Consider the following 22155-nt stretch of genomic DNA (forward strand, 5'->3'; position numbering starts at 1 on the left):
CCCTGTTTGATAAAGTAAGCTAATAACTGCCATAAAAAAGCGGCTTGCGCCGCTTGGTATTCATGCTGTAAACATTAGCCTAGTTTAATTAAAACTGGTAGCTAACTTTACCGTACCATAAGGCGCCGATGGCTGAATGAGTTGCTTGATCGTAACCCATGAAGTCAGCAGCACTAAATGGTGGTTCTTCATTAAACACGTTATTAGCACCCACAGTCAGTGACCAATGGTCAAAGCCAATATAAGTGACATTTAAATCCAAAGTAAGCATTGAATCAATTTGACCTGTGGCGCCTGCATCAACATTATCAGTGTATTCACCAATGTAGTTTAAGCGTGCGCTGGTTTGCCAGTCGGTATAACCCCAATCCATACCACCAATCCAGCGATATTCGGGATGTTGGTACTCGCCAGCTAACTCACGCGTTGAACCGTCTTCACGTACTTGATCAAAGCTATTGACCCAAGTCAGGTTATAGCTAAAGCCAAACTCACCAGCAGAGTCGGTATTCAATACATATTTGACATCAAAATCGACACCGTCTGTAGATTGACTACCTAAGTTGCCAAATTGGTCATAAATTTCAATAATGCGCCCGGGAACATTAGTCGATGAAGGTTCACGCTTAACCACATTGGCATTATCACCTTGGGTATCGACTAAGTATTGGGTATCAGAGGTGATCAAACCATCTTGATCGTAATTCCAGTAATCCACCCCGACACTTAAACCATCAGTGATTTCCCAAACACCACCCACGTTATATGAGGTCGACTCTTCAGGTTGTAAATTAGGGTTACCAGAAAATATCACCGTACGCTCTTGGGCAGTACAATCTTCTTCTAAGCCCGTTAATGGACAACGTGTGGTATCCACTAAACCAGGTGACTCCTGAGAAGGACCTAAACCTAATTGCACCAGTGATGGCGCTCTAAACGCTTCGCCCCAACTGGCGCGCAATGTGAGGTTATCAAGCGGGGAATAACGCAGTGCTATTTTAGGGTTAGTGGTATCACCAAAGTCGCTGTAATCTTCATAACGCAGCGCTAATTGCGCTTCTAAACGCTCAAAAATCGGTACCGCTAACTCAATAAATAATGAAGTTTGATCGCGTTCACCTGCAGCTTCTGTGGCTTCAGTACCAAAAATTTCACCACGCTTAAACAGCTCATCAGGATTATCTGACAATGACTCTTCACGGTACTCAAAACCGACCGCCATGGCTAAACTGCCCGCAGGCATATCCATTAAGTCGCCACTGATTTTACCGTCGAAAGCATTGGTGGTTGATTTACCACTTCGGGTGGTATTAACACTGATATCGTCAATCACAGTGCCTTGCTGGGTCGTCGCTAACGGGTTAAACGCGCCTGAGTTTATGGCCTCTTGTAAACGTGGCGTCCACACAAAGCCTTGCTCACCAAATTCAAGGTTACGGTTATAAGAATAGGTGTAAGCTAATTCCCACTCCCAATCAGACAACATACCATTTAAGCCTAACACCACACGGGCGCTATCTGATTCTGATGATTTTTGTCGCGGCCCAGTTTCAGTTAAACGCCGACGCATGGTCAAGTCTTCACCAGGAAACGGATTAATAGCTGCGCCACTGGTAAACAGTGGGTTATCGTTGAGCATGTAAAACTCACCAAAAGATGGGCTGGCAGCGCCTTTAATCACACTTTCATTATGCTGATACATAAGCTCAGCAAATAGACTTAAGTCATCATTAAATTCATAGTTTTGAAATACTGATAAGCCCATGCGGCTCGACTCTGGCACTGAGGTCATTTCTGGCGCGTAATCATAGCGGCAGTAACTGCCTTTAACACTATCAGCGGGACAATTAACATCAGGGGTCCAGCCAAACAAGTCTGATTTAGGGGTAATTGAGCCATCCATACCAATGGTTGCAGGAATGTATGAACCAGGGTTACCCGCAGACGATCTAAAGTCGCTACCGCCATTTGCAGTTTGATCTGCTGAACGTGAATAATCACGATCGGCAAATAAGGTTTCACGCTCTTTAAAATAATCAAAAATTACTGTGGTATGAGACTTTCCATTCGCCGCTTCCGTGCCCCACAAAATAGAGCCAGCTTGCTGACCACCGCCATCTTCAACGGTTTCAGCAATCTTGCCGTTAACCTCAAAGCCTTCGAAATCTTTTTCATGATGATGTTTATCACACCAGCAATCGCATCTGAACCATAGGTTGCAGAAGCGCCGTCTTTAACGATATCAATTCGCTTAACTGCAGAAATCGGAATTGAATTTATATCAACAAAGGCAGTATCAATTGATTTTGCAAACGACGATACCGCAATACGGCGACCGTTTAATAACACCAAGGTGGCATCAGCGCCAAGACCACGAAGTGACACAGCTGCGCCACCATTAGCAGTGTCATCTGAGTTGTTACCTTGGGTAGAAAAAGTACCACTACCCGATACCGGGAGTTTACTGAGCAGTTGTGAAATATCTTGAGCGCCAGAACGGGCAATATCTTCAGCGCTTAACACCGTCATTGGTGAAGCCCCTTCGAGATCGGTCCGTTTAATATGAGTACCAGTAACTTCAATGCGTTCGACTTCGGGTTCGGCAGCAAAAGCGGTCTGCGTTAAAAACGTTGGGGTGAGCATAAGTGATACGGCAGTAGCGCAAGCGCTCCGCCAGAATTGAGGTCGTGACATAATTATCCCTAATTTAAAATATTAACTTGTTTAGACTCAACATCATTTTTAAGTCTGGTTTAGCTGAACTCTTTCGATTGAGTTTCTAATACCGCGCAGTATATTAGTACTTCGCAATACACTAACCTAAGTAATTTCCACAGGATGTTAACGATTGATTTTTAGGAAAATGTAACAACTCGTACCAGTAAGCCATTAATTTGCTATATTCAAATATTGATAAAGTGTGACATAGTCATTATCAATTTAAACAATAAGATAGTGTAATAAGCAGCTATTTTATGTCAGCCCCATGACGTGAAGAATAACGAGACAAATAATGACAACAGCTCAGCCAGCAACAAGCCGCTCTAGCCGATTTGCCACCCTCTTTGCCAGCCTAGGGCCGGGGATTTTAATGGCTGCAGCGGCCATTGGCGCCTCACATTTGGTGGCATCAACCCGTGCTGGCGCCGAGTTTGGTTGGCAATTAGCTTGGGTTGTTCTCGCAGTCAATATTCTTAAGTACCCTTTCTTTGCTGCGGGTGCTCGCTATACCGCTGCCACCAACGAAAGCTTACTCCATGGCTATTTAAAGCAAGGTCGTGGCTACCTGCTGATGTTTACCTGTTTAAATACCATTGCTGCCATTGCCAGCACTGCCGGTGTGTGTATGTTAACCGCAGCCATGCTAACCCAGTTTGTGCCGCTGCCCATTGATATACTGGCTTTTTTGGTCTTAGTCAGCTCGCTGGCATTATTGATCCTCGGTCATTATCAGTTACTCGATAAACTGACTAAAGTCATCATGCTAGCCCTGACATTAACCACGCTAATCGCTGTGACATTAGCTTTTAATCACTCAGCAGGAACGGTTGCAACTGTGCCCAGTGAATCACCTTGGCAATGGGCTTATGTGGGTTTCTTAGTGGCAATGATGGGTTGGATGCCAGCGCCAATTGAAGTCAGTGCCTGGAACTCTTTATGGCTATTGGAAAAGCAAAAAACACAAACCGTCACCAGTAAGCAAGCCATCTTTGACTTTAACTTAGGCTTTATTGTCACCGCTATTTTAGCGATTGTGTTTCTCGCCCTAGGGGCACTGGTTATGCATGGTAGTGGTGAGCAATTTGCCAGCTCTGGGGCTAAATTTGCCAGCCAGCTGATCGATTTATACAGCGATGTTATGGGCCAAGAAAGTCGTTATTTGATTGCCCTTGTCGCTTTTTTATGTATTTTCAGTACCACAGTAACCGTGATTGATGGTTACAGTAGAACCTTAGATATGGGCTGGCAGCTTTTAACCCATAAACCAGACTGCTCGGCACGATTAACCCGAGTTATGTTGCTGGTTTCCGCCTTCGCAATGGCTTTAATTTGGTTCTTTAAAGGCGCCCTATTACCACTGCTTGAGTTTGTTATGACCCTAGCATTTATGACCACGGTTATTTTTGCTTGGCTTAATTATCGCTTGATGACCAGTAATTCATTACCTGAAGAACATCGATATGGTTTGAAAATGAAAATATTATCTTGGTTTGGTTTAACCTATTTAGTCGGTTTCTCAGCTGTATTTATTTACTGGAAATTAATTCTATAATCGCTTTTTAAAAGCAAATTTAACCAGTTACAATGTCAATAAGTCAGTCACAATAAGCCATAGCATGAACTGGCATATCCGCATCATAATTATGAGAGAGCGGATCTGTGGGTAGATAATCTGACCTAATGCCCTCAACTCAGGTATAATCACTGTTCAATGTGTTTTAAGCCTAAAGCGATGTGATAGTAATATCGTTCAGGTAACTTTAAACATAAGCACTTACTTTACCAGCGCAGCCGCGCCCAGAGACCTTTATGATTAACAATGACATCCTTCGCCGCCTTCGTTTTGTATTTGATTACTCAAATGCCAAAATGACTAAAATCTTCGCTCAAGCAAATGTTGAAGTCAGCAATGACGAAATCATTAGCTTATTAAAGAAAGAAGAGGAAGAAGGTTATAAAGCTTGTAATGACAAATTAATGTGTCAGTTTTTAGATGGCTTTATCATCGAAAAACGTGGTTTACGTGAAGGTAGTGAAGTACCTGCACCGCTAAAAGATCTAACCAACAACTTAATTTTCAAGAAATTACGTATCGCATTAGAACTTCGTGAAGATGACATTATTGAGCTGATTGGTTCTGGTGACTTGGCTATTGGTAAGTCTGAATTAGGCGCGTTATTCCGTAATCCTAGCCATAAAAACTACAAAACCTGTGGCGATCAGATTTTACGTAACTTCCTTAAAGGTTTATCACTTAAACATCGCGGAATGTAATATTTTCCTTAGCGTTTAAGCTTCCTTATTTAATGCACAGCTTAGGCTGTGCATTTTTATTTGTATCAATAAGGCCTATCTGGCGATGCCAGCTCATCCCAATAAATGGCTTGTTTAAAATGCTGGGCTAAGCGTTGATTAAGTTTGTCAAAATTTGAAATCGCCACCTCTTGACCGCTAATGCAAGACCACACAAACCGATGACAGTTATTATTGAATAGCTCATACTCACGATATTGAAATAATGATTGCTGCGCCCTTTCTAGCGCCTCAGGAGCGACAAGGGGTTGATGAAGATGATTACAAGCTTGAAAAATCCGGCTGCCACTGCGGCTTTTTAAAAAGCGCGCCGACGAAATAGGCCTAATTAAGCCACTGCCATGTAACTCCACCAAGCTATTATCCCCAAGCCACACGCCTGTATGTTCAATGACCCCAAATACAAAACAGCACACGATGGCCCCAGGCTCTGGGCTTACCTTGACCTTATTATGATGCAATATACTTGGCAGTAATGGGCTGAAATTGTTGTCATCAGGCACCGCTGGCGCACGACCTAAATAGCGTTGTCTATGGAGCAATTGACGCTTTTTGTGCTCGTCAGCCACCAGCATTGCTGTGATTGCTGCGCTGCCTAACAAGATAAAAGGAACTGCCATAACACCCCAATATGTAAAACACCTTAAAATCATCATGGCAGAACCGCGCTAAATTACGCCGCTAAAAATGTAACCAACTTTGTCAAAATCACAGCTGATTGTGTGGATTATCTAAAACCTCAGTAAATACATCCACATGACTTTTAAGCCTTTACCATAAAGGTAAATAGCCAATGCCTAAAAAAACATCAATAAAAATCTGTGATTAGGCTCACTTAACAGACCACAATAAAATCAAGATGTGATAACCTGCACCGATAACAAGATACGTCTACGATTAACAACAAAATTCTATCTTTGAGATAAAAATTAACTAACTGTAGATAAAAATAACTGCAATACGTCACTGACAATAAGGTTTCCAATGGACGAGAATAAACGCCCTCTCTATCTTCCTTTCGCAGGTCCAGCGATTCTTGAATCTCCTATGCTCAATAAAGGCACTGCTTTTAGCGAAGAAGAACGCATTTACTTTAACCTTGAAGGGCTTATCCCTTGGGTGGTTGAAACTATCGATGAGCAAGCATCGCGTGCTTATGATCAATATAAAAACTTTACTAACGATCTCGATAAGCATATTTACCTGCGTAATATTCAAGATACCAACGAAACGCTTTTTTATCGTTTAGTGCGTAATCATATCAGTGAAATGATGCCAATCATCTATACCCCTACGGTAGGCTTAGCGTGTGAGCGTTTTTCTAAAAACTATCGCCGTAACCGTGGTCTGTTTATCTCGTATTCCAATAAAGACCGTATTGATGACATCCTCAATAACTCGACCCGTCATAAAGTAAAAGTCATTGTGGTAACCGATGGCGAGCGCATTTTAGGCTTAGGCGATCAAGGTATTGGTGGCATGGGGATCCCCATTGGTAAATTATCTTTATACACCAGTTGTGGCGGGATCAGTCCGGCGTACTGCTTGGCGATCACCTTAGATGTCGGCACTGACAACCCTCATTTACTAGAAGACCCTATGTATATGGGCTGGCGCCACCAGCGTATTGGCGGTGAAGAATACGCTGAGTTTGTTGAAGAGTTTATGCAAGCGGTTAGTCGTCGCTGGCCTGAAGCATTAATCCAATTCGAAGATTTTGCTCAGAAAAATGCCATGCCATTACTTGAGCGCTACAAAGATAGATTCTGTACCTTTAATGATGATATTCAAGGTACTGCAGCAGTGACTGTAGGTTCATTACTAGCAGCCTGTAAAGCTGCAAACACGCAATTATGTAAGCAAAGAGTCGCCTTTTTAGGCGCTGGTAGTGCCGGCTGTGGTATTGCTGAAGCCATTGTGGCGCAAATGGTTGCTGAAGGTATTAGCGACGAGCAAGCACGCTCACAAGTGTTTATGGTCGACCGCTGGGGACTGTTACTTGATAACATGCCAACCCTGTTAGGCTTCCAGCAAAAACTGGCACAAAAAACCGCTAATATTGAAAACTGGGACGGATTTAGCGATCACATTTCATTACTTAATGTGGTTAATAATGCCAAGCCAACTGTGCTTATTGGCGTATCTGGTGCGCCAGGTTTATTTACCGAAGAAATAATCAAAGCCATGCATAGTCATTGCAAGCGCCCGATTGTATTCCCGCTATCTAATCCAACCAGCCGCGTTGAAGCAACGCCTAAAGATGTGCTGCATTGGACCAATGGCCAAGCACTTGTGGCTACCGGTAGCCCGTTCGAACCAGTTGTAATTGAAGAAGAAACCTTTGAAATTGCTCAATGCAACAATAGCTTTATCTTCCCCGGTATTGGCTTAGGCGTATTAGCAAGTGGCGCAACTCGGGTATCAGATGAAATGCTGATGGCATCAAGTCGTGCGCTGGCAGAGTGTTCACCCCTTGGTCAAAATGGTACCGGCTCATTACTGCCAAGACTGGAAGACATTCAGCAAGTGAGCAAATATATTGCTTTTGCAGTGGCTAAAAAAGCTATCGAGCAAGAATTAGCCCTACCTTGTCCAGATGAATTACTGCAACAACAAATTGAAAGTAATTTCTGGGAACCTGAATATCGCCGTTACAAACGCACCGCGTTCTAACTACTGCCAAGACGGGAAGACATTCAGCAAGTGAGCAAATATATTGCTTTTGCAGTGGCTAAAAAAGCTATCGAGCAAGAATTAGCCCTACCTTGTCCAGATGAATTACTGCAACAACAAATTGAAAGTAATTTCTGGGAACCTGAATATCGCCGTTACAAACGCACCGCGCTCTAACAGATAACAGACCAAAAAAAGCAATGCTTAGGCATTGCTTTTTTTATCGATAATTAACCTGCTACAGTCGGCTAATTTGTTATTTGCGTTTAATCATTGGCAAAACGGGCTAAAAAATCTAGCGAAGGCGCGAAGAATGATGAGCCGGTTAATGCCTTGGTAAACTGCATCAAATGATCATGATTACCATGGCCGTCACCATGCACCATACTGCGAAGCATTTCTTCAAAGTTGGTCGGCGTGCGACAGGTTGAAATAAACATTAACCCTTGTTCTTTAAGCGACCCAAATGGCATGCTCTGACGCAATATCTCCATTGAGTTACCTTGGGCATCTTTTAAATTAACTCGCTTAATATGGCTGGTTAACGGCTTATCTTCAGAGGCGTATTCAATATCATCTTGCTTGGTACGACCAATGATATCTTCTTGTTTTTTATTCGGTAAACGATTCCATTTACTTAAGTTGTGGGCATACTTTTGCACATGAATATAACTGCCACCTTTAAAGCTGGCATCCTCATCATCAACTAAAGCCACTTGCTGACGATTACGGCCTTTCGGGTTTTCGGTGCCATCAACAAAACCAGTTAAGTCACGGCTATCCATAAAGCGGAAGCCACGCTCTTCTTCAATCAGCTCAACCAAGCCTTCAAACATTTGGTTGATTTCATTGGCCACTAGATGAAGGATGTCGTAACGATCGCAACGAATATGCACAAATAAATCATATTCAATGGCAGGCGCATCACGATTTTCAGCTTGCATCGCTGGGAATGGACGCAAATGTTTAGGACGTTGTTCACTATAAAGTGAATCCCAATAGTTAGCGCCAATAGCTACAAAGCCATTAAAGGCACTATCTGCATATTGATCTGTGAGCTCATAGATGTATTGAGCAACATTGGCTAAACAAGGGCGTAATTGAGCTTCAACAGCGTCATTTGCATTAAACATCAAATAGACGCTATGCAAATTACCTTCGGCACAAACCCCTAACTGTTCGCGAGGCATATTCTGATTTTCCATGTTGGAATCAATCACCTTTATCAAATATAAGAGAGCATAATTGTAAGGTAATTGAGCAATTAATTCCTTGTGCTCAAGCTCAATTTTTTAACAACTTTGATACGCATCACTAAAAAATAACCAGTGAATGTGGCGAGATTGATAAATTGACTTTCAGACCTAAGGTCAGTTCAGTTAATTGGCTTCTAACTTCGAGCGTTTGTTGTCCTACCTTAACCCAATAATGACAAATTGTACCTAGAAAACGACGCTCAATAATTTCACCATGGCCTTGAGAAGCAGGTTGTAGATCAATCTGTTGCGGTCTAAGTAGCAACTGGCCTTGATAGTTAGCAGCTTGAGATAACTCAGAGGTACTTTCAATTAATCCCAGAATAGATGACACTTGCTGCTGATTTTTCACCATCACAGATAAATAATTACCCGCACCAAGAAAATCAGCCACATAACGCTCTTTAGGGTGAGCATAGAGGGTTTCAGCTAAACCGTGTTGTACAATGGCGCCATCTTTAAACAATGCCAGCTTATCAGCAAACACAAAGGCCTCATCTTTACTGTGGGTCACAAACACCGCACTGACATTACGCTGTTTTAATATTTGCCTGATCTCTAACATCATTTCATTTCGTACTTGGGCATCAATGTTAGAAAACGGTTCATCAAGTAATAATAATTCAGGCTCATAGGCTAATGCACGAGCAATAGATACCCGTTGCTGTTGTCCACCTGATAACTCATGGGGGTAACGCGACTCTAGCCCTTCAAGCTTGACCAGTTGTAGCATCTCTTCAAGCCGGGCTTTACGTTGACTATTATCCAGCCCATTGACCCCAAATAACACATTCTCACTGACAGTTAAGTGCGGAAATAAGGCATAGTCTTGGAAAATCATTCCAATGCCGCGATGTTCACTGGCAACAAACGTGTTGTCACCACTTAAACACTCACCATTAATTGAAATACAGCCCTGGCTGATGGCCTGTAAACCTGCAATAGCACGTAATAAGGTGGTTTTTCCGCAACCACTTGGGCCAAGCAGTGCAACGATTTCACCTTGTTCTAAAGTGAGATCGAGCCCTTTAAGAATCACCTGTCCTTGGTAGTCACTTTTTACATTTTGAATGGTCAATGTGGACATATTAGCTCTCTTGCTCCAATGAACGGTTTAGATAAATCAATGGCACTAACCCAACTAACACAATCACGATAGCAGCCAAAGCGCCATGTTCGAGTTGTTCATCGGAGACAAACTGGAATACATAGGTGGCGAGGTTTTCAAAACCAATGGGTCTTAACAATAGCGCTGCGGGTAGCTCTTTCATGCTTTCAATAAACACTAATAATGCCCCTGCAAAAATGCCTTTGCGTAGCAGCGGTAAATGCACTCGCCATAATAACTTAGTCGGCTTTTGCCCCATGGTAATACTGGCCATATCCAAGGAAGGCGAAATACGTTTATAGCTGTTTTCAATGCTGCCAATAGATATCGCCACAAAGCGAACGCAAAAAGCAAAAATTAGCGCGATAACGCTACCGGTAAATAACAATCCTGGGCCGCGCGCACCAAAATAGTCATAGACATCATTTATAGCAAAATCTAAATACGTTAATGGCACCAACACGCCAATAGCCAGCACTGTGCCTGGTATGGCATAGCCTGTGCTACTTAATCGTGAAGGTAATAGGTCTGCCCGACGGGGGCTTACGCGCCTAACAAACATCAACACTAATGCCAGTAGCACACATATAAAACTCACGACGAGGGCAATATACAAACTGTTGAAACTGTATTGCCAAAACTGGCTGTTCCAGCTCTGGTCAAAGTAGTCGATGGCGTAGCCGCTTAATACAATAAAAGGTAATAAAAACGCGAGACCAATCAGCAGGCTACAATAGCCAAAGGCGAGCCAAGCTTTAACACCTTTTAGCTGGTATCTGTCTGATTCAGTTAACCTAGACTGCTTTTGATATAACTCTTGTTTGCGTCTGGCAAATCGCTCAAAACCCACCATGGCAAAAATCACCAGCAACATAATGGCTGATAATTTTGCTGCTGCCGATAAGCTGCCATAACCCAGCCAAGTGTCGTATACCGCAGTGGTTAAGGTTGGCACCGCAAAGTAACTCACTGTAGCAAAATCGGCAGCGGTTTCCATTGCCACTAATGCCATCCCTACTGCAAGTGCCGGCCTTGCCATTGGCAGGCCTAAACGCCAAAAGCTTTTCCACGGGCTACAGCCCATAATTCTAGAGGCGTGCAATAGGCTGGAAGATTGCTCCATAAAAGCCGTTCTGGCTAATAAATAGATATAAGGAAATAACACCAATGACAGCATAATTGCTGCGCCGGTTAGGCTGCGAATATCAGGGAAATAATAATCTTGCGGGGACGTCCAGCCAAACACTTGCCTTAGCAACTTTTGTACAGGACCGGCGTAATCAAGCATGTCGGTATACACATACGCGACAATATAAGCAGGCATTGCCAGTGGCAATAGCAGCGCCCATTGAAAGTAACGTCTAGCAGGGAAATGACAACGAGCCACCAACCAAGCGGCTGGCACTGCAATCACTAAGGAACCGACACAGACCTTCAGCATCAGCAATAGGCTGTTACTAATATAGGTCGGTAAAACGGTGTCAATTAAGTGACTAAAAACAGCTTCGTCAGGGAGTGTAGCTTGTACTAAAAGTGCAAAAAGCGGCAAAATTAATATTACCGCAATTGCATAACCAGCGAACGACCAGCCTCTGGTTAAGCCTAAGATCATAAATACTTTCCAGTCTATGCCGCGTTATCGGTTAACGCGGCGAAATAAAGCATCCTTACAGATCAAATTTTACTTCATCAATTAGCTTCACTGCCGCTTGATGGTTTTCTGCTAGCTTAAAGATTGGAAGACTATCTGCATTGAAGTCCCCCCAAGAGGCTACCATGTCAGAAGGGGCAACATCGGCTTTTACCGGATATTCCATGTTGACTTCTGCGTAAAGACTTTGAGCTACATTAGATGATAAAAATTCCATCAATTTTATAGCATTATCTTTGTTTGGGGCAAACTTAGCTAGTGCCATACCTGAAACATTTATATGGGCACCGCGGTTATCTTGGTTAGGGAAGTTGATTTCCACTGATTCAGCCCAGCTTTTTTGCTTAGGGTCCTTAATCATCTTACCAAAGTAATAACTGTTACCTAAGGCGATATCACATAAACCTTCGTTTACCGCTTTAACTTGCGCGCGATCATTGCCTTGTGGTTTACGAGCTAAATTGGCTTTAAGCCCTTCTAACCACGTTTTGGTTTCAGCTTCACCGTGATGGGCAATCATTGAAGCAACCAGGGCAATGTTATAAGGGTGCTTGAAACTACGAGTACAGATTTTGCCTTTATATTGCTCAGAGGCTAAATCTTCATAATTAATATCTAGCTTACCTAAACGCTCTTTTGAAGAATAAACATTACGTACCCGCATGGTTAATGCGTACCAATCGTTACTCGGTGAGCGGTATTGGGCCGGGATATTGTGATTTAAAGTCTCGCTATTCACATCAACAACTAATTTTTTATCAACGAGTTCCATTAAACGAGAAAAGTCAGAGGTTAACACTAGATCTGCAGGAGATAAGCGCCCTTCACGAGCAATACGCTCAGCGATGCCATCTTTGGCAAAAACCACATTCACCTTGATGCCAGTCTGTTCGGTAAATTGCGCTAAAATGGGTTCTACTAGAAAAGCTTGACGATAAGAATAGATAGTAAGATCTTCAGCAGCGGTTGCTGAAATTGAACTTAGTGACGATACTGCTGCTAATCCTAACAGTGCCAGACGCTTAAACGACTTCATTCCAAATTCTCCTTGGCGTTGCGTTACTTTTTATCAGCATAATGGCCCCGTACAGGGGGACTTTCATAATACTAACGAGTAACTGCTTATAGAAATGATAACAGTTATCAATTGCGATAAGAGTAATAGATCACTATCTAAGGAGCAAGTATTGTTTAAGGATATAAGCTAACTAAGATTAAAATATATTTTTTAAATGTACTGCATTAATTACAGCTTCTGCGCTTTTCGCAGCAAGCGAATAAACAGTTTAGCCATTGATAATGCGAGTTACAGCAATGTTACTGCCGAAATACTAACAAGCTACAGCTCGCTAGTTACTCGCTAACGAAAGTCTATTTAAAAGCAGGCTACCAATATTTTTCGACGGTAATTTGCCCTGGTGCTCGACGTAGATTCTTCACTAACCCCTTTTCTATTAGTACCGTTTGCGCATCAGAAATCATTCCTGGATTACCACAAATAAGTACTTGTGAGTTATCTTGCGACAAGGTAACTCCAGCCGCTTGTTCAATGAGACCGCTACTTAACCCATCAGGGATACGACAAGATAAGCCGTCTTTATATTCTTCACGAGTGACAATAGGTATCAGTTCAAATTTTTCGGGATATTGTTGCTGCAGCGCTTGTAATTGGGGTAAATAAGCCAAGTCTGCAATCATCCGCACACCGTACACCAGCACCACTTTTTCAAACCGTTGCCACGGCTCTGCTGTTTCCATAATCGATATAAAAGGCCCCACGGCAGTGCCAGTTGCCAAAAACCACAAATCAGGGCCTTGAAGTGCCCCTGAGGGGATTTCATCTAAAGTCATAAAGCCTGATGCCTTGGTGGTTACTTCGATGTTATCGCCAATTTTAAGTGCCTGTAAATCTGGAGATAACTGACCATCTTCAACAGCGACGGCCAGCACTTCGACATAATCTTTACCGGGTGGGTTAACGATAGAGTAGGCTCTAGCAATGCGCTTATCGTCACGCATCTGACTCAGTTTAATAAACTGACCGGCAATAAATGGCTCAACATCGGCGCGAATACGCAGCGAAAACAACTTGTCATTCCAATCTATACGTTCAATTACAGTACCAGTTGTCCACATAGGGTAATTCCTTGATTTTAGATCTGCTATTTATCTACTGGCAGGGTCTTTAAACAACATTTGGCTAGACCTTACTGTATTAAACTATAGGTTTGATCAACGCCTTCGGCAATAGCTGGGTAAAACTGTTTTAATAGCAATCAAACTCTATCGCTTACTTATACTTAGCTAGAACAAGGTCAAATTTTTTGTCATAAATATCCCCCATCAGCCATACTGAGGATAGTCATAAATCTGCATATCTGGTTAAAATAAACGCAGATAATCACAGGCTAGCGTCAAATTTGCATCAAACAGATCATTTTTAAGGAACAAAAATGCAGAAGAATTGGTTTATTTGGGGATTAGAAGTTTTTACGGGATTATTTCTTGCGTTTATCGCACTGTTCTTTATCGCGATAATTTATATGTATCTCGCAGATAAATTACAAACCAAGCAAGCGATTAGGCATAACTATCCAGTTATTGGCAGATTTAGATACTTATTTGAAAAACAGGGTGAATTTTTCAGGCAGTATTTTTTTGCCCAAGATCGAGAAGAATTGCCCTTTAATCGCGCCGAACGCAGTTGGGTTTATCGCGCTGCCAAAGGCATAAACCGCACCATTGCCTTTGGCTCAACCCAAAGCCACGATAAAACTGGCAGCATTATGTTTTTAAATGCGGCCTTTCCTAAATACGATTCTGATGAACATAATGACGCTGTCATCACCATTGGTACAAACTGTACTCATCCCTATGCGACAGCGAAAGTATGCCATATATCTGCGATGAGTTTTGGTGCGCTCTCGCGCCCAGCGATTACTGCGCTATCCCATGGCGCGGCCCAAGCGGGTTGCTGGTTAAATACTGGCGAAGGCGGATTAAGTGAACATCACCTTAAAGGTAACTGTGACTTAGTATTTCAAATTGGTACCGCCAAATATGGTGTACGTAATGAGCAAGGGTTATTGGATGATCAAAAACTTGAGCAAATCGCAGCCCATGATCAGGTAAAAATGTTTGAGATTAAGTTAAGCCAAGGCGCAAAACCCGGTAAAGGCGGGATCCTACCTGGCCTTAAGGTCACCAGTGAGATCGCCGCCATTAGAGGCATTCCTGTTGGGGAAGACTCAATAAGCCCCAATGGCCATCCTGAATTTAATCAGGTCGGCGATATTCTGGATATGGTCGCGCATATCCGTAATATCACCGGTAAACCCACAGGTATCAAAGCCGTCGTTGGAGACGAGCAATGGCTCATTAATTTATGTGAAGAAATACTGCTACGAGGCATTGAACACGCGCCGGATTTTTTTACTTTAGACAGCTCAGAGGGCGGCACTGGCGCTGCGCCGCAGGCATTAATGGACCATGTGGGTTTACCGCTTAAAGAAAGCCTGCCAATTTTAGTTAACCTGTTAAAACACAAAGGCCTCAAACAACGCATAAAAATTATTGCCAGCGGTAAAATGGTGCTGCCCTCGCAAGTGGCGTGGGCACTGGCAACGGGGGCAGACTTTATTGCCTCAGCGAGAGGTAATATGTTTGCTTTAGGCTGCATTCAAGCATTGCAATGCAACAAAGACACCTGCCCAACGGGTATCACGACCCATAACAAAAAATTACAGCAAGGCTTAGATCCGCGCAATAAGTCGGCAAGAGTGGCAAGCTACAATCGCTCACTGCATTATGATTTAAAGGTTATTGCTCATTCTTGTGGGGTGAGTGAGCCAAGACAATTAACCCGCCATCATGCGAGAATAGTCACTGACAGTGGCGTATCTATTTCATTAGATAAGTTTTATCGGCAATACTGATTTGGACGCACATGATCCGCAGCACTTATACCAGTAGCCGTATTATAGCTATTAGACTTATCGCTAATTAATTGGCCAGTTCTAATTTTGAACTAAGCCTCATTTAGGTGTAAAATCGTGACTTAGAGCAAGCTTTTATCAAAAGGGTTTACATTTGAAAGTATCACATTCATTAATGACGCCAATGATGTCTGCAAAGACAATATCATTAACCTGTAATAACTGCGAAAGGATGTCAGAAATTGAAGGTGAGAAAATCTGTTTTAACCAAGGCGAAATCAGACGATTAACCCTTGATGCTAACGCTGAGTCAATCATTAAAATGGTTTGTAATAGTTGGTCTAAAAACGCTTAATAAGCCGTTAATAAATCGCACTATTTAAGTCTTTGCTATAACAGTGGTGAGCGCTAAAAGCATTCCCTTAATAGGCTAAATCCACCAAAGGTCAATAACAGATTATAGTTAGCAGAAAAAGCAATTAGATTGCTTTTTCTGGCTTGGAAACTTGTGGTAATTTAAGCTTGATGGCTATTTAGCTACTATATTCGCAGCTAAACATGACTAGTCGGTGATTTAAATAAAAACATCTTCGGCACTATCATCGGCTTTTAGTAAACTATCTTCACTGTTATTGTCATTGATTTTAGCCAAGGTTAAACCGCGAGTGGTAACAATCAATCCTGCGCACAACTCATCATAAACAGTTTGTAGTTCATCTTGATTCATTTCTCGATTTTCAAGCGTTGCCATAATTGCAAACCAATCAGTAGTCACTTTATGTTGTGTACCTTCTAAGGCTGCTATTAAAGAAATGTTTTGCACCCACGACCTCCATACCTAGATTTAATTACCAACTAACTTCCTACTTACCTATACGAACTCAATCCTTTCAAGGCAATTAATACTAATTATACACAAAAACGCCACTATCAAAGAGATAAAACTGCTAACAGCCACTTATCAGAGGGAGAGCGCCTGCTCATTTTGAATTTTCCATAGTTTGGCATAGACCCCATTAAGCGCTAACAAGGTGTTATGGGTCCCTTGTTCAGCCACCATTCCATCTTTAAGTACCACAATTTTATCGGCATCAATAATGGTGGATAATCGATGTGCCACCACCAAACTCGTATGACCTTTAGCAGCATCTTTTATCGCCGTTAATATTGCTTGCTCTGATTTACTGTCCAAAGATGATGTCGCTTCATCAAAGACTAGTATCGGCGCAGCTTTTAATATTGCTCTGGCAATGGAAACGCGCTGCTTTTCTCCGCCTGAAAGTTTAAGACCGCGCTCGCCGACTTTAGTATCCCAGCGCTGTGGTAATGACTCAATAAACTCAGTTAAATTCGCCAGCGCTACTGCACTTTTAACTTCAGCTTCAGTCGCATCAGGGCGACCATATTGGATATTTTGAAAAATGCTATCGTTAAACAAAACAGTATCTTGAGGGACGATTGCAATAGATTGCCGCAGCGCTTGTTGCGATAGGCCTCTAACATCTGTGCCATCGATACTAATAGCGCCAGAGTTTACATCATAAAAGCGAAACAACAGTTTTATTAAAGTGGATTTTCCGGCGCCGCTTTCACCCACCACTGCGACTTTTTGTCCCGCTGGTACAGTGAAGCTCACCCCTTTAAGAATGGGTCTGTTATCGTAATTAAAGTTCACATCATGAAATGACAACGCGCCAATCGTTGGCGAGATATCTGTGGCATTCGCTTTATCATTAATGCTGGGCACTTTATCCAATAAATCAAACATCCGCTCAATATTAGCCAGTGCCCCGCGTATTTCACGATACACAAAACCCAAGAAATTTAACGGGATAAACAGCTGCATCATAAAAGCATTAATTAATACAAAATCACCTAAGCTCATATTACCTGCGGTAACTTCTGAAGCGGCTAGCCACATCATCGCCGTCATCGCCACAGCGATGATTAACGCTTGGCCCGCATTCAAAGCAAATAATGATAGACGGTTTTTACGTTTTGCGACCTCCCACTGCTCTAGTGCAGAATCATAGCGATTTGACTCATATTGCTCATTATTAAAGTATTTAACTGTTTCATAATTTAATAAGCTGTCGATGGCGCGAGTATTCGATAAAGAGTCAGCCCTTGCAGCATCCCTAACATAGCCGGTGCGCCACTCAGTGGCCACAATTGAATAACCAATATAAGCAACCACGGCAACCAAGGTAATAAGCGCAAAGCCAACACCGTACTTATAAAGGAAAATGCCAACCACTAAAGCAATTTCTAATAATGTCGGCACAATATTGAACACCATAAAGCGCATCAGAAAACTCACACCACTGGTGCCGCGCTCAATATCTCTTGATAACCCGCCGGTTCGTCTGTCTAAATGAAAATCAAGATCTAGGCGGTGCAAATGCTCAAATACGCTCAAGCCTAAACGGCGAATGGCTCTTTCAGTCACCCGACCAAACAAGGTGTCACGAATTTCGCCAATGACTACATTTAAAAAGCGCACCCCGCCATATGCAAGCACTAATGCAATAGGCACAGCAACAATAGCTGCGGTGCGTTGGCCATCTAAACTGTCGACTAAGTCTTTTAAAATAAATGGCAAACCAACACTAGCAAGTTTGGCAATGACCAAACACAGCATCGCCAAAAAGATGCGACCTTTAAACTCAAATAAGTAGGGCACTAATAACCCAACGACTTTCCAATTAAGCTTGCCTACTGGTCCATCAAAATACGCCGACGGTCTCATTCATTACCACCAATGATTAAATTTAAGAATGTTTATTGCGAAACTAGCTTTTACTTTTGCCACCACACTAAGTTAACACTTAGTCGCCAATTTAGTGTGACTTGATTTGAGCAAGACTAAAGAATTTGTTTTAAGCAGCCAAAATTAAATCATCATAGCGTTTAATATCGACGCTAATAGCACTTTAGACTTACAGATATTATCATTTGCTAGTATCAAAGGTTATTTTTTAGCAAAAAAACACAAAATATTGCAAAATCAGCTTGGTTTACAGTTCTGCAACGAAAAAGAATTTGCTACTCTTTACTCGTTACTTGTTAGCGATTTCCATTAATCATTCACCTTTATTCCCAGTTCAAAGGACGCAATATGTTAGACGCAGCAAAAACGCAGGCTCCACCAATGCAATTAATTCAAACTTGGGTGTGGATGATGATTGAGTCTGGTAACCCTGAGCTTCAGGATAAGGGAAGAAATAATCTTATTTCTGCTTTTGGTAGCCTTGCAAAAGCCAATGAATATTTAGCTAATAGCAATAATTAAGGCGCTAAAAAGCGCCTTAATTATTGGAGACAAGCAGCACTGTTAGCCGCGGCGATTTAATACGCTTTGATTTAACGTGGCTAATAGCTTTTCAGTATCACTCCAGCCAATACATGCATCAGTTATGCTTTGGCCGTAACACAACTCCTTGCCGACCACGAGATCTTGGCGGCCTTCTTCAATGTTGCTTTCAACCATCACCCCAAAAATATTGTGATTGCCTTGGCTAATTTGCCCAGCAACATCTTCAGCCACTAGCATCTGTTTATTAAAGTCTTTACTGCTGTTAGCGTGGCTAAAATCAATCATAATGTTAGCAGGCAATTTGGCGTTCTCTAATTGAGTTTCAATAGCACTAACATGAGGTTGGCTATAATTAGGCTCTTTACCGCCGCGCAGAATAATATGGCAATCTGGATTACCTTTCGTGGATACAATAGCTGAGTGACCAAACTTGGTGACTGACAAAAAGTGGTGCGGAGCACTTGCTGCACCAATCGCGTCAATCGCCACTTTAATGGTGCCATCAGTACCATTTTTAAAGCCTACAGGGCTCGATAAACCTGAAGCAAGCTCACGGTGCACTTGTGACTCTGTAGTACGGGCACCGATGGCTCCCCAACACATCATATCTGCCACATATTGCGGCGTGATCATATCAAGAAACTCACCGGCGGCTGGTATGCCAGATTCATTCAAATCGACCAATAATTTACGCGCTGTTCGTAGGCCGTCATTAAGCTTAAAGCTATTGTCCATGTAAGGATCATTGATCAGCCCTTTCCAACCTACCGTAGTACGAGGCTTTTCGAAGTAAACACGCATTACAATTTCTAGTTGATCTTTAAATTGCTCACGTAGAGCAATTAAACGCTTGCCATAATCTAAAGCTGCGACGGGATCATGTATTGAACAAGGGCCAATAACAACAAGTAAGCGATCATCTTGTTTGTTTAAAATTCTATGAATGCTATCTCGTGCATTAAACACTGTTGCTGATGCTGCTTCTGACGCCGGAAATCGCTCTAAAATAGCAATTGGGGGCAATAATTCTTTTATCTCATCAATTCTAACGTCATCATTTTTGTAATACATAGTTTATACAACTCCAGCAAACAGTTATTTATGCCAACGTTAAACGTTGAGCAGTAAAGCATTACGGACAGCTTTATATTTCAAACACTAGCATACAATAAAACATCCAATCTACGGTTTTATCAAATTATTCAATTTAAATTACTGTTATTAAATAGCTTTCATATTCAAAATATAAAATATCTAATAAATTCATTCATTTCTAAAATTATCTTCAATTCAATTCGCTTTAATCTTGAGTCTGTTCCTTCGATTATTGCTATCAAAATATATCAAGCAATAAAAAACCACTTGCAGCTAACACGCTGTAAGTGGCTAAAGTAACTAGGCCTTATTATATTAATGGCGCATCATAGCTTGCAGCTTACCTTTATAACGATCTTGATTGGTCTCATCATGGCTAAGATCTAGCGCCTTTTGCATGGTTTTCTTGGCACGTCTTTGATCACCTGTTGCCCAGTAGGCACGGGACAAACCAAAATAAAACTCATGGCGGTAATCCGCCCGTTCAACCGCACGTTTGTACCACACTAAGGCTTCTTGATATTGCTTTTCAAAATACGCCTCTTGGGCCATATCAAAGTAATAGAATGGGTTATTAATGCGGGCTAATTCAAGAATTTTATGAACCTGTTTCCACTCTTCTAGTCGCTCTTGCTCACCTAATATTAATGCAAGATTATACAGGGTAGTGATATTTTTAGGTTCTAACTGAAGCACATAGCGATAGGCTTTTTCTGCCCGTTCATCTAATCCTTTATGACGATAAATCACCGCCAGAGTGTTAATACTATTGACGTGATACGGGTCTAACTCAATAGCCCGTTTTACCAATGCATACGCTAAGTCGTAGTCACCGCGTACTAATGCTTCTGCTGCAACATTATTAAAGTACATTCCAGATAAGGTTTGTTTATTAATTTGCTTAACACGGTATGAGCGTATTGAGCGCTCAGGCAAAAAATCCACTAATATGTCCGAACCGTGAAGACTAATACTATTGGGAGCGTCACGGTGCAGTAGTTTCATATTTACGTGACCATTTACGAGGTAAAAACCTCCCCTTCTATCCCATATGGGTTCTACATCAATATCTTGAAACTTTACAGGGACATCAAGTACCTGTGCGATAGCAGTTGTCAGTACCACCAGCGACATGCAGTTACCCGCCCGCTCAAGGGCTGTCACGCTGGCCATTCGGGTGTAGTGATCTCGATATTCAAAGCCCCCCTCTTGAGCATTGATGTATTCAGCAAGCCAAAGGTTTACCGGTATTTTAAGGCCGTTAACGCCACCTGAGCGAGCAAAATCACGCTGTATTTCAGTAACTATCTCATCAGGTAAATTGTAAATCTCTGCTGTAGCGGGAATATCTACCTCATTAAAATAACTATCGTTAAATAAGCCACTGACATTAACCTTGGCTTTATTGATACTCGACGTGCTAGAGCAGCCTGAAATAAAAATCAATATTAGTAAATAAAAACAGAGATTAAGGCGTGAAAAACCAAAAGATTGAATTATTAATGAATTTTTCGAAGAAACGTCATCATGATGCAACATAATTCTACCCCACATAAAAGCCTATCATTAAGCATAGAAGTTAGTGGCAGAATTGCGATTTTGAAAAAGTTACAAAAGATGAATGTAAAAAGCTTAAGCCAGTGGCGAATATTTGAATTTCATTATTACTTGGCAACTGGCGGGTCAATTTGAATAAACACCTCTTGGTTTTGATAGGTGTATGGTCGGTAGGAATTACCGGCGCAATTAAAATAACGGTATGGCGCAGCGAATACCAAACAGCCATTCGGCAGAGCTTGTAAAATATTAATTTGCTGCTGCATTTTGAGCATTTGCTGCCATTGATAGTCCTGCTGAACTTGATTTCGTATTGCAAAAGCGTCAAATGGTTCAGATGTCTTTCTCACAACCACTTTTCCCGCAGTGGCGAAAAAGCTGATACTGATAAGTAAAGCAATCATCAATACTTGAAAGTAATTAACCATGTTAAACCTCATTGCACTTATTCACTCGTCACACTTGTTCACTTTTTAAGAGTCACAAAAAAGCAGAACCCTAAGGTTCTGCTTTTAGTTTTAACATGCTCA

20 protein-coding genes are annotated in these 22155 nt (G+C 41.9%); 7 read left to right on the forward strand and 13 right to left on the reverse strand.

What is annotated here, in order from left to right:
• Positions 1 to 88 precede the first annotated feature (88 nt).
• Together BCU57_RS13145 and BCU57_RS13150 are read right to left on the reverse strand one after the other, a co-directional pair.
• A complete protein-coding gene (locus BCU57_RS13145; protein ID WP_102438508.1) occupies positions 89 to 2089 on the reverse strand; it encodes a TonB-dependent receptor domain-containing protein in 2001 nt (666 codons plus the stop codon).
• A complete protein-coding gene (locus tag BCU57_RS13150; protein WP_102438510.1) occupies positions 2044 to 2694 on the reverse strand; it encodes a TonB-dependent receptor plug domain-containing protein in 651 nt (216 codons plus the stop codon). Before BCU57_RS13150 ends, BCU57_RS13145 begins: the two co-directional genes overlap by 46 nt.
• A gap of 319 nt (positions 2695 to 3013) precedes the next feature.
• Here BCU57_RS13150 and BCU57_RS13155 point away from each other — a divergent pair, with 319 nt between their 5' ends.
• Both BCU57_RS13155 and BCU57_RS13160 read left to right on the forward strand, forming a co-directional pair.
• On the forward strand, positions 3014 to 4273 hold the full coding sequence (locus BCU57_RS13155; protein WP_102438512.1) for an NRAMP family divalent metal transporter: 1260 nt from the start codon (positions 3014 to 3016) through the stop codon (positions 4271 to 4273).
• Between the two features lie 257 nt (positions 4274 to 4530).
• Positions 4531 to 4995 (forward strand): DUF1456 family protein, encoded by a 465-nt coding sequence (locus tag BCU57_RS13160; RefSeq protein ID WP_102438514.1) that lies wholly within the window; start codon positions 4531 to 4533, stop codon positions 4993 to 4995.
• A 65-nt stretch (positions 4996 to 5060) separates the two neighbouring features.
• Here BCU57_RS13160 and BCU57_RS13165 read toward each other — a convergent pair whose 3' ends face one another.
• Positions 5061 to 5654, reverse strand: a complete 594-nt coding sequence (locus BCU57_RS13165) for a hypothetical protein (protein WP_102438516.1) — start codon at positions 5652 to 5654, stop codon at positions 5061 to 5063.
• A 364-nt stretch (positions 5655 to 6018) separates the two neighbouring features.
• On the opposite strand from BCU57_RS13165, the gene BCU57_RS13170 reads away from it, so the two are divergent.
• A complete protein-coding gene (locus BCU57_RS13170) occupies positions 6019 to 7707 on the forward strand; it encodes an NAD-dependent malic enzyme (protein WP_102475319.1) in 1689 nt (562 codons plus the stop codon).
• A gap of 30 nt (positions 7708 to 7737) precedes the next feature.
• Positions 7738 to 7884, forward strand: coding sequence for a hypothetical protein (locus BCU57_RS13175; protein WP_413201658.1), 147 nt, complete (start codon positions 7738 to 7740; stop codon positions 7882 to 7884).
• A gap of 89 nt (positions 7885 to 7973) precedes the next feature.
• Here BCU57_RS13175 and BCU57_RS13180 read toward each other — a convergent pair whose 3' ends face one another.
• The 5 genes from BCU57_RS13180 to BCU57_RS13200 form a co-directional block, all read right to left on the reverse strand.
• The gene (locus BCU57_RS13180; protein ID WP_102438520.1) at positions 7974 to 8912 is read right to left on the reverse strand and encodes a Dyp-type peroxidase; all 939 of its coding nucleotides are present in this window, start codon (positions 8910 to 8912) and stop codon (positions 7974 to 7976) included.
• Positions 8913 to 9021: 109 nt separating this feature from the next.
• Positions 9022 to 10050 carry an ABC transporter ATP-binding protein gene (locus BCU57_RS13185; RefSeq protein WP_102438521.1) on the reverse strand — a complete coding sequence of 343 codons (1029 nt, stop codon included), beginning with the start codon at positions 10048 to 10050 and terminating at the stop codon, positions 9022 to 9024.
• A 1-nt stretch (position 10051) separates the two neighbouring features.
• Positions 10052 to 11683, reverse strand: coding sequence for an ABC transporter permease (locus BCU57_RS13190; RefSeq protein WP_102438523.1), 1632 nt, complete (start codon positions 11681 to 11683; stop codon positions 10052 to 10054).
• A gap of 55 nt (positions 11684 to 11738) precedes the next feature.
• Positions 11739 to 12758: a Fe(3+) ABC transporter substrate-binding protein gene (locus BCU57_RS13195; protein WP_102438525.1), complete on the reverse strand. Its 1020-nt coding sequence runs from the start codon at positions 12756 to 12758 to the stop codon at positions 11739 to 11741.
• 350 nt (positions 12759 to 13108) lie between these two features.
• A complete protein-coding gene (locus BCU57_RS13200; protein WP_102438527.1) occupies positions 13109 to 13858 on the reverse strand; it encodes a ferredoxin--NADP reductase in 750 nt (249 codons plus the stop codon).
• Positions 13859 to 14175: 317 nt separating this feature from the next.
• Between BCU57_RS13200 and BCU57_RS13205 the strand changes: the two genes are divergently transcribed.
• Both BCU57_RS13205 and BCU57_RS13210 read left to right on the forward strand, forming a co-directional pair.
• Entirely contained in the window at positions 14176 to 15657 is a 1482-nt protein-coding gene (locus BCU57_RS13205; RefSeq protein ID WP_102438529.1) for an FMN-binding glutamate synthase family protein, read from the forward strand.
• Positions 15658 to 15811: 154 nt separating this feature from the next.
• Complete coding sequence (locus tag BCU57_RS13210; RefSeq protein WP_241900970.1) at positions 15812 to 16012, forward strand: hypothetical protein; 201 nt, start codon at positions 15812 to 15814, stop codon at positions 16010 to 16012.
• Positions 16013 to 16231: 219 nt separating this feature from the next.
• Here BCU57_RS13210 and BCU57_RS13215 read toward each other — a convergent pair whose 3' ends face one another.
• Together BCU57_RS13215 and BCU57_RS13220 are read right to left on the reverse strand one after the other, a co-directional pair.
• Positions 16232 to 16480: a hypothetical protein gene (locus tag BCU57_RS13215; RefSeq protein ID WP_102438533.1), complete on the reverse strand. Its 249-nt coding sequence runs from the start codon at positions 16478 to 16480 to the stop codon at positions 16232 to 16234.
• A gap of 138 nt (positions 16481 to 16618) precedes the next feature.
• Positions 16619 to 18406, reverse strand: a complete 1788-nt coding sequence (locus BCU57_RS13220; protein ID WP_102438535.1) for an ABCB family ABC transporter ATP-binding protein/permease — start codon at positions 18404 to 18406, stop codon at positions 16619 to 16621.
• A gap of 369 nt (positions 18407 to 18775) precedes the next feature.
• On the opposite strand from BCU57_RS13220, the gene BCU57_RS13225 reads away from it, so the two are divergent.
• A complete protein-coding gene (locus BCU57_RS13225) occupies positions 18776 to 18949 on the forward strand; it encodes a hypothetical protein (protein ID WP_102438537.1) in 174 nt (57 codons plus the stop codon).
• A 42-nt stretch (positions 18950 to 18991) separates the two neighbouring features.
• Here the strand turns inward: BCU57_RS13225 and aroG are convergent, their stop codons facing one another.
• The 3 genes from aroG to BCU57_RS13240 all read right to left on the reverse strand — a co-directional run bounded on the left by aroG (position 18992) and on the right by BCU57_RS13240 (position 22053).
• Positions 18992 to 20044, reverse strand: coding sequence for a 3-deoxy-7-phosphoheptulonate synthase AroG (aroG, locus tag BCU57_RS13230; RefSeq protein WP_102438539.1), 1053 nt, complete (start codon positions 20042 to 20044; stop codon positions 18992 to 18994).
• A gap of 339 nt (positions 20045 to 20383) precedes the next feature.
• The gene (locus BCU57_RS13235; protein ID WP_241900971.1) at positions 20384 to 21622 is read right to left on the reverse strand and encodes a tetratricopeptide repeat protein; all 1239 of its coding nucleotides are present in this window, start codon (positions 21620 to 21622) and stop codon (positions 20384 to 20386) included.
• A gap of 110 nt (positions 21623 to 21732) precedes the next feature.
• Positions 21733 to 22053, reverse strand: a complete 321-nt coding sequence (locus BCU57_RS13240) for a hypothetical protein (RefSeq protein WP_241900972.1) — start codon at positions 22051 to 22053, stop codon at positions 21733 to 21735.
• Between the last annotated feature and the right edge of the window lie 102 nt (positions 22054 to 22155).

Origin of the sequence: Shewanella sp. 10N.286.48.B5 (assembly GCF_002874355.2) — a bacterium.
GTDB lineage: Bacteria > Pseudomonadota > Gammaproteobacteria > Enterobacterales > Shewanellaceae > Shewanella.

Coding starts and splice junctions, on each gene's coding strand:
- BCU57_RS13150 (WP_102438510.1), bottom strand. CDS start 2,694: ATGTCACGACCTCAATTCTGGCGGAGCGCTTGCGCTACTGCCGTATCA.
- BCU57_RS13155 (WP_102438512.1), top strand. CDS start 3,014: ATGACAACAGCTCAGCCAGCAACAAGCCGCTCTAGCCGATTTGCCACC.
- BCU57_RS13160 (WP_102438514.1), top strand. CDS start 4,531: ATGATTAACAATGACATCCTTCGCCGCCTTCGTTTTGTATTTGATTAC.
- BCU57_RS13165 (WP_102438516.1), bottom strand. CDS start 5,654: ATGGCAGTTCCTTTTATCTTGTTAGGCAGCGCAGCAATCACAGCAATG.
- BCU57_RS13170 (WP_102475319.1), top strand. CDS start 6,019: ATGGACGAGAATAAACGCCCTCTCTATCTTCCTTTCGCAGGTCCAGCG.
- BCU57_RS13180 (WP_102438520.1), bottom strand. CDS start 8,912: ATGGAAAATCAGAATATGCCTCGCGAACAGTTAGGGGTTTGTGCCGAA.
- BCU57_RS13185 (WP_102438521.1), bottom strand. CDS start 10,050: ATGTCCACATTGACCATTCAAAATGTAAAAAGTGACTACCAAGGACAG.
- BCU57_RS13190 (WP_102438523.1), bottom strand. CDS start 11,683: ATGATCTTAGGCTTAACCAGAGGCTGGTCGTTCGCTGGTTATGCAATT.
- BCU57_RS13195 (WP_102438525.1), bottom strand. CDS start 12,758: ATGAAGTCGTTTAAGCGTCTGGCACTGTTAGGATTAGCAGCAGTATCG.
- BCU57_RS13200 (WP_102438527.1), bottom strand. CDS start 13,858: ATGTGGACAACTGGTACTGTAATTGAACGTATAGATTGGAATGACAAG.
- BCU57_RS13205 (WP_102438529.1), top strand. CDS start 14,176: ATGCAGAAGAATTGGTTTATTTGGGGATTAGAAGTTTTTACGGGATTA.
- BCU57_RS13220 (WP_102438535.1), bottom strand. CDS start 18,406: ATGAGACCGTCGGCGTATTTTGATGGACCAGTAGGCAAGCTTAATTGG.
- BCU57_RS13225 (WP_102438537.1), top strand. CDS start 18,776: ATGTTAGACGCAGCAAAAACGCAGGCTCCACCAATGCAATTAATTCAA.
- aroG (WP_102438539.1), bottom strand. CDS start 20,044: ATGTATTACAAAAATGATGACGTTAGAATTGATGAGATAAAAGAATTA.
- BCU57_RS13235 (WP_241900971.1), bottom strand. CDS start 21,622: ATGTGGGGTAGAATTATGTTGCATCATGATGACGTTTCTTCGAAAAAT.
- BCU57_RS13240 (WP_241900972.1), bottom strand. CDS start 22,053: ATGGTTAATTACTTTCAAGTATTGATGATTGCTTTACTTATCAGTATC.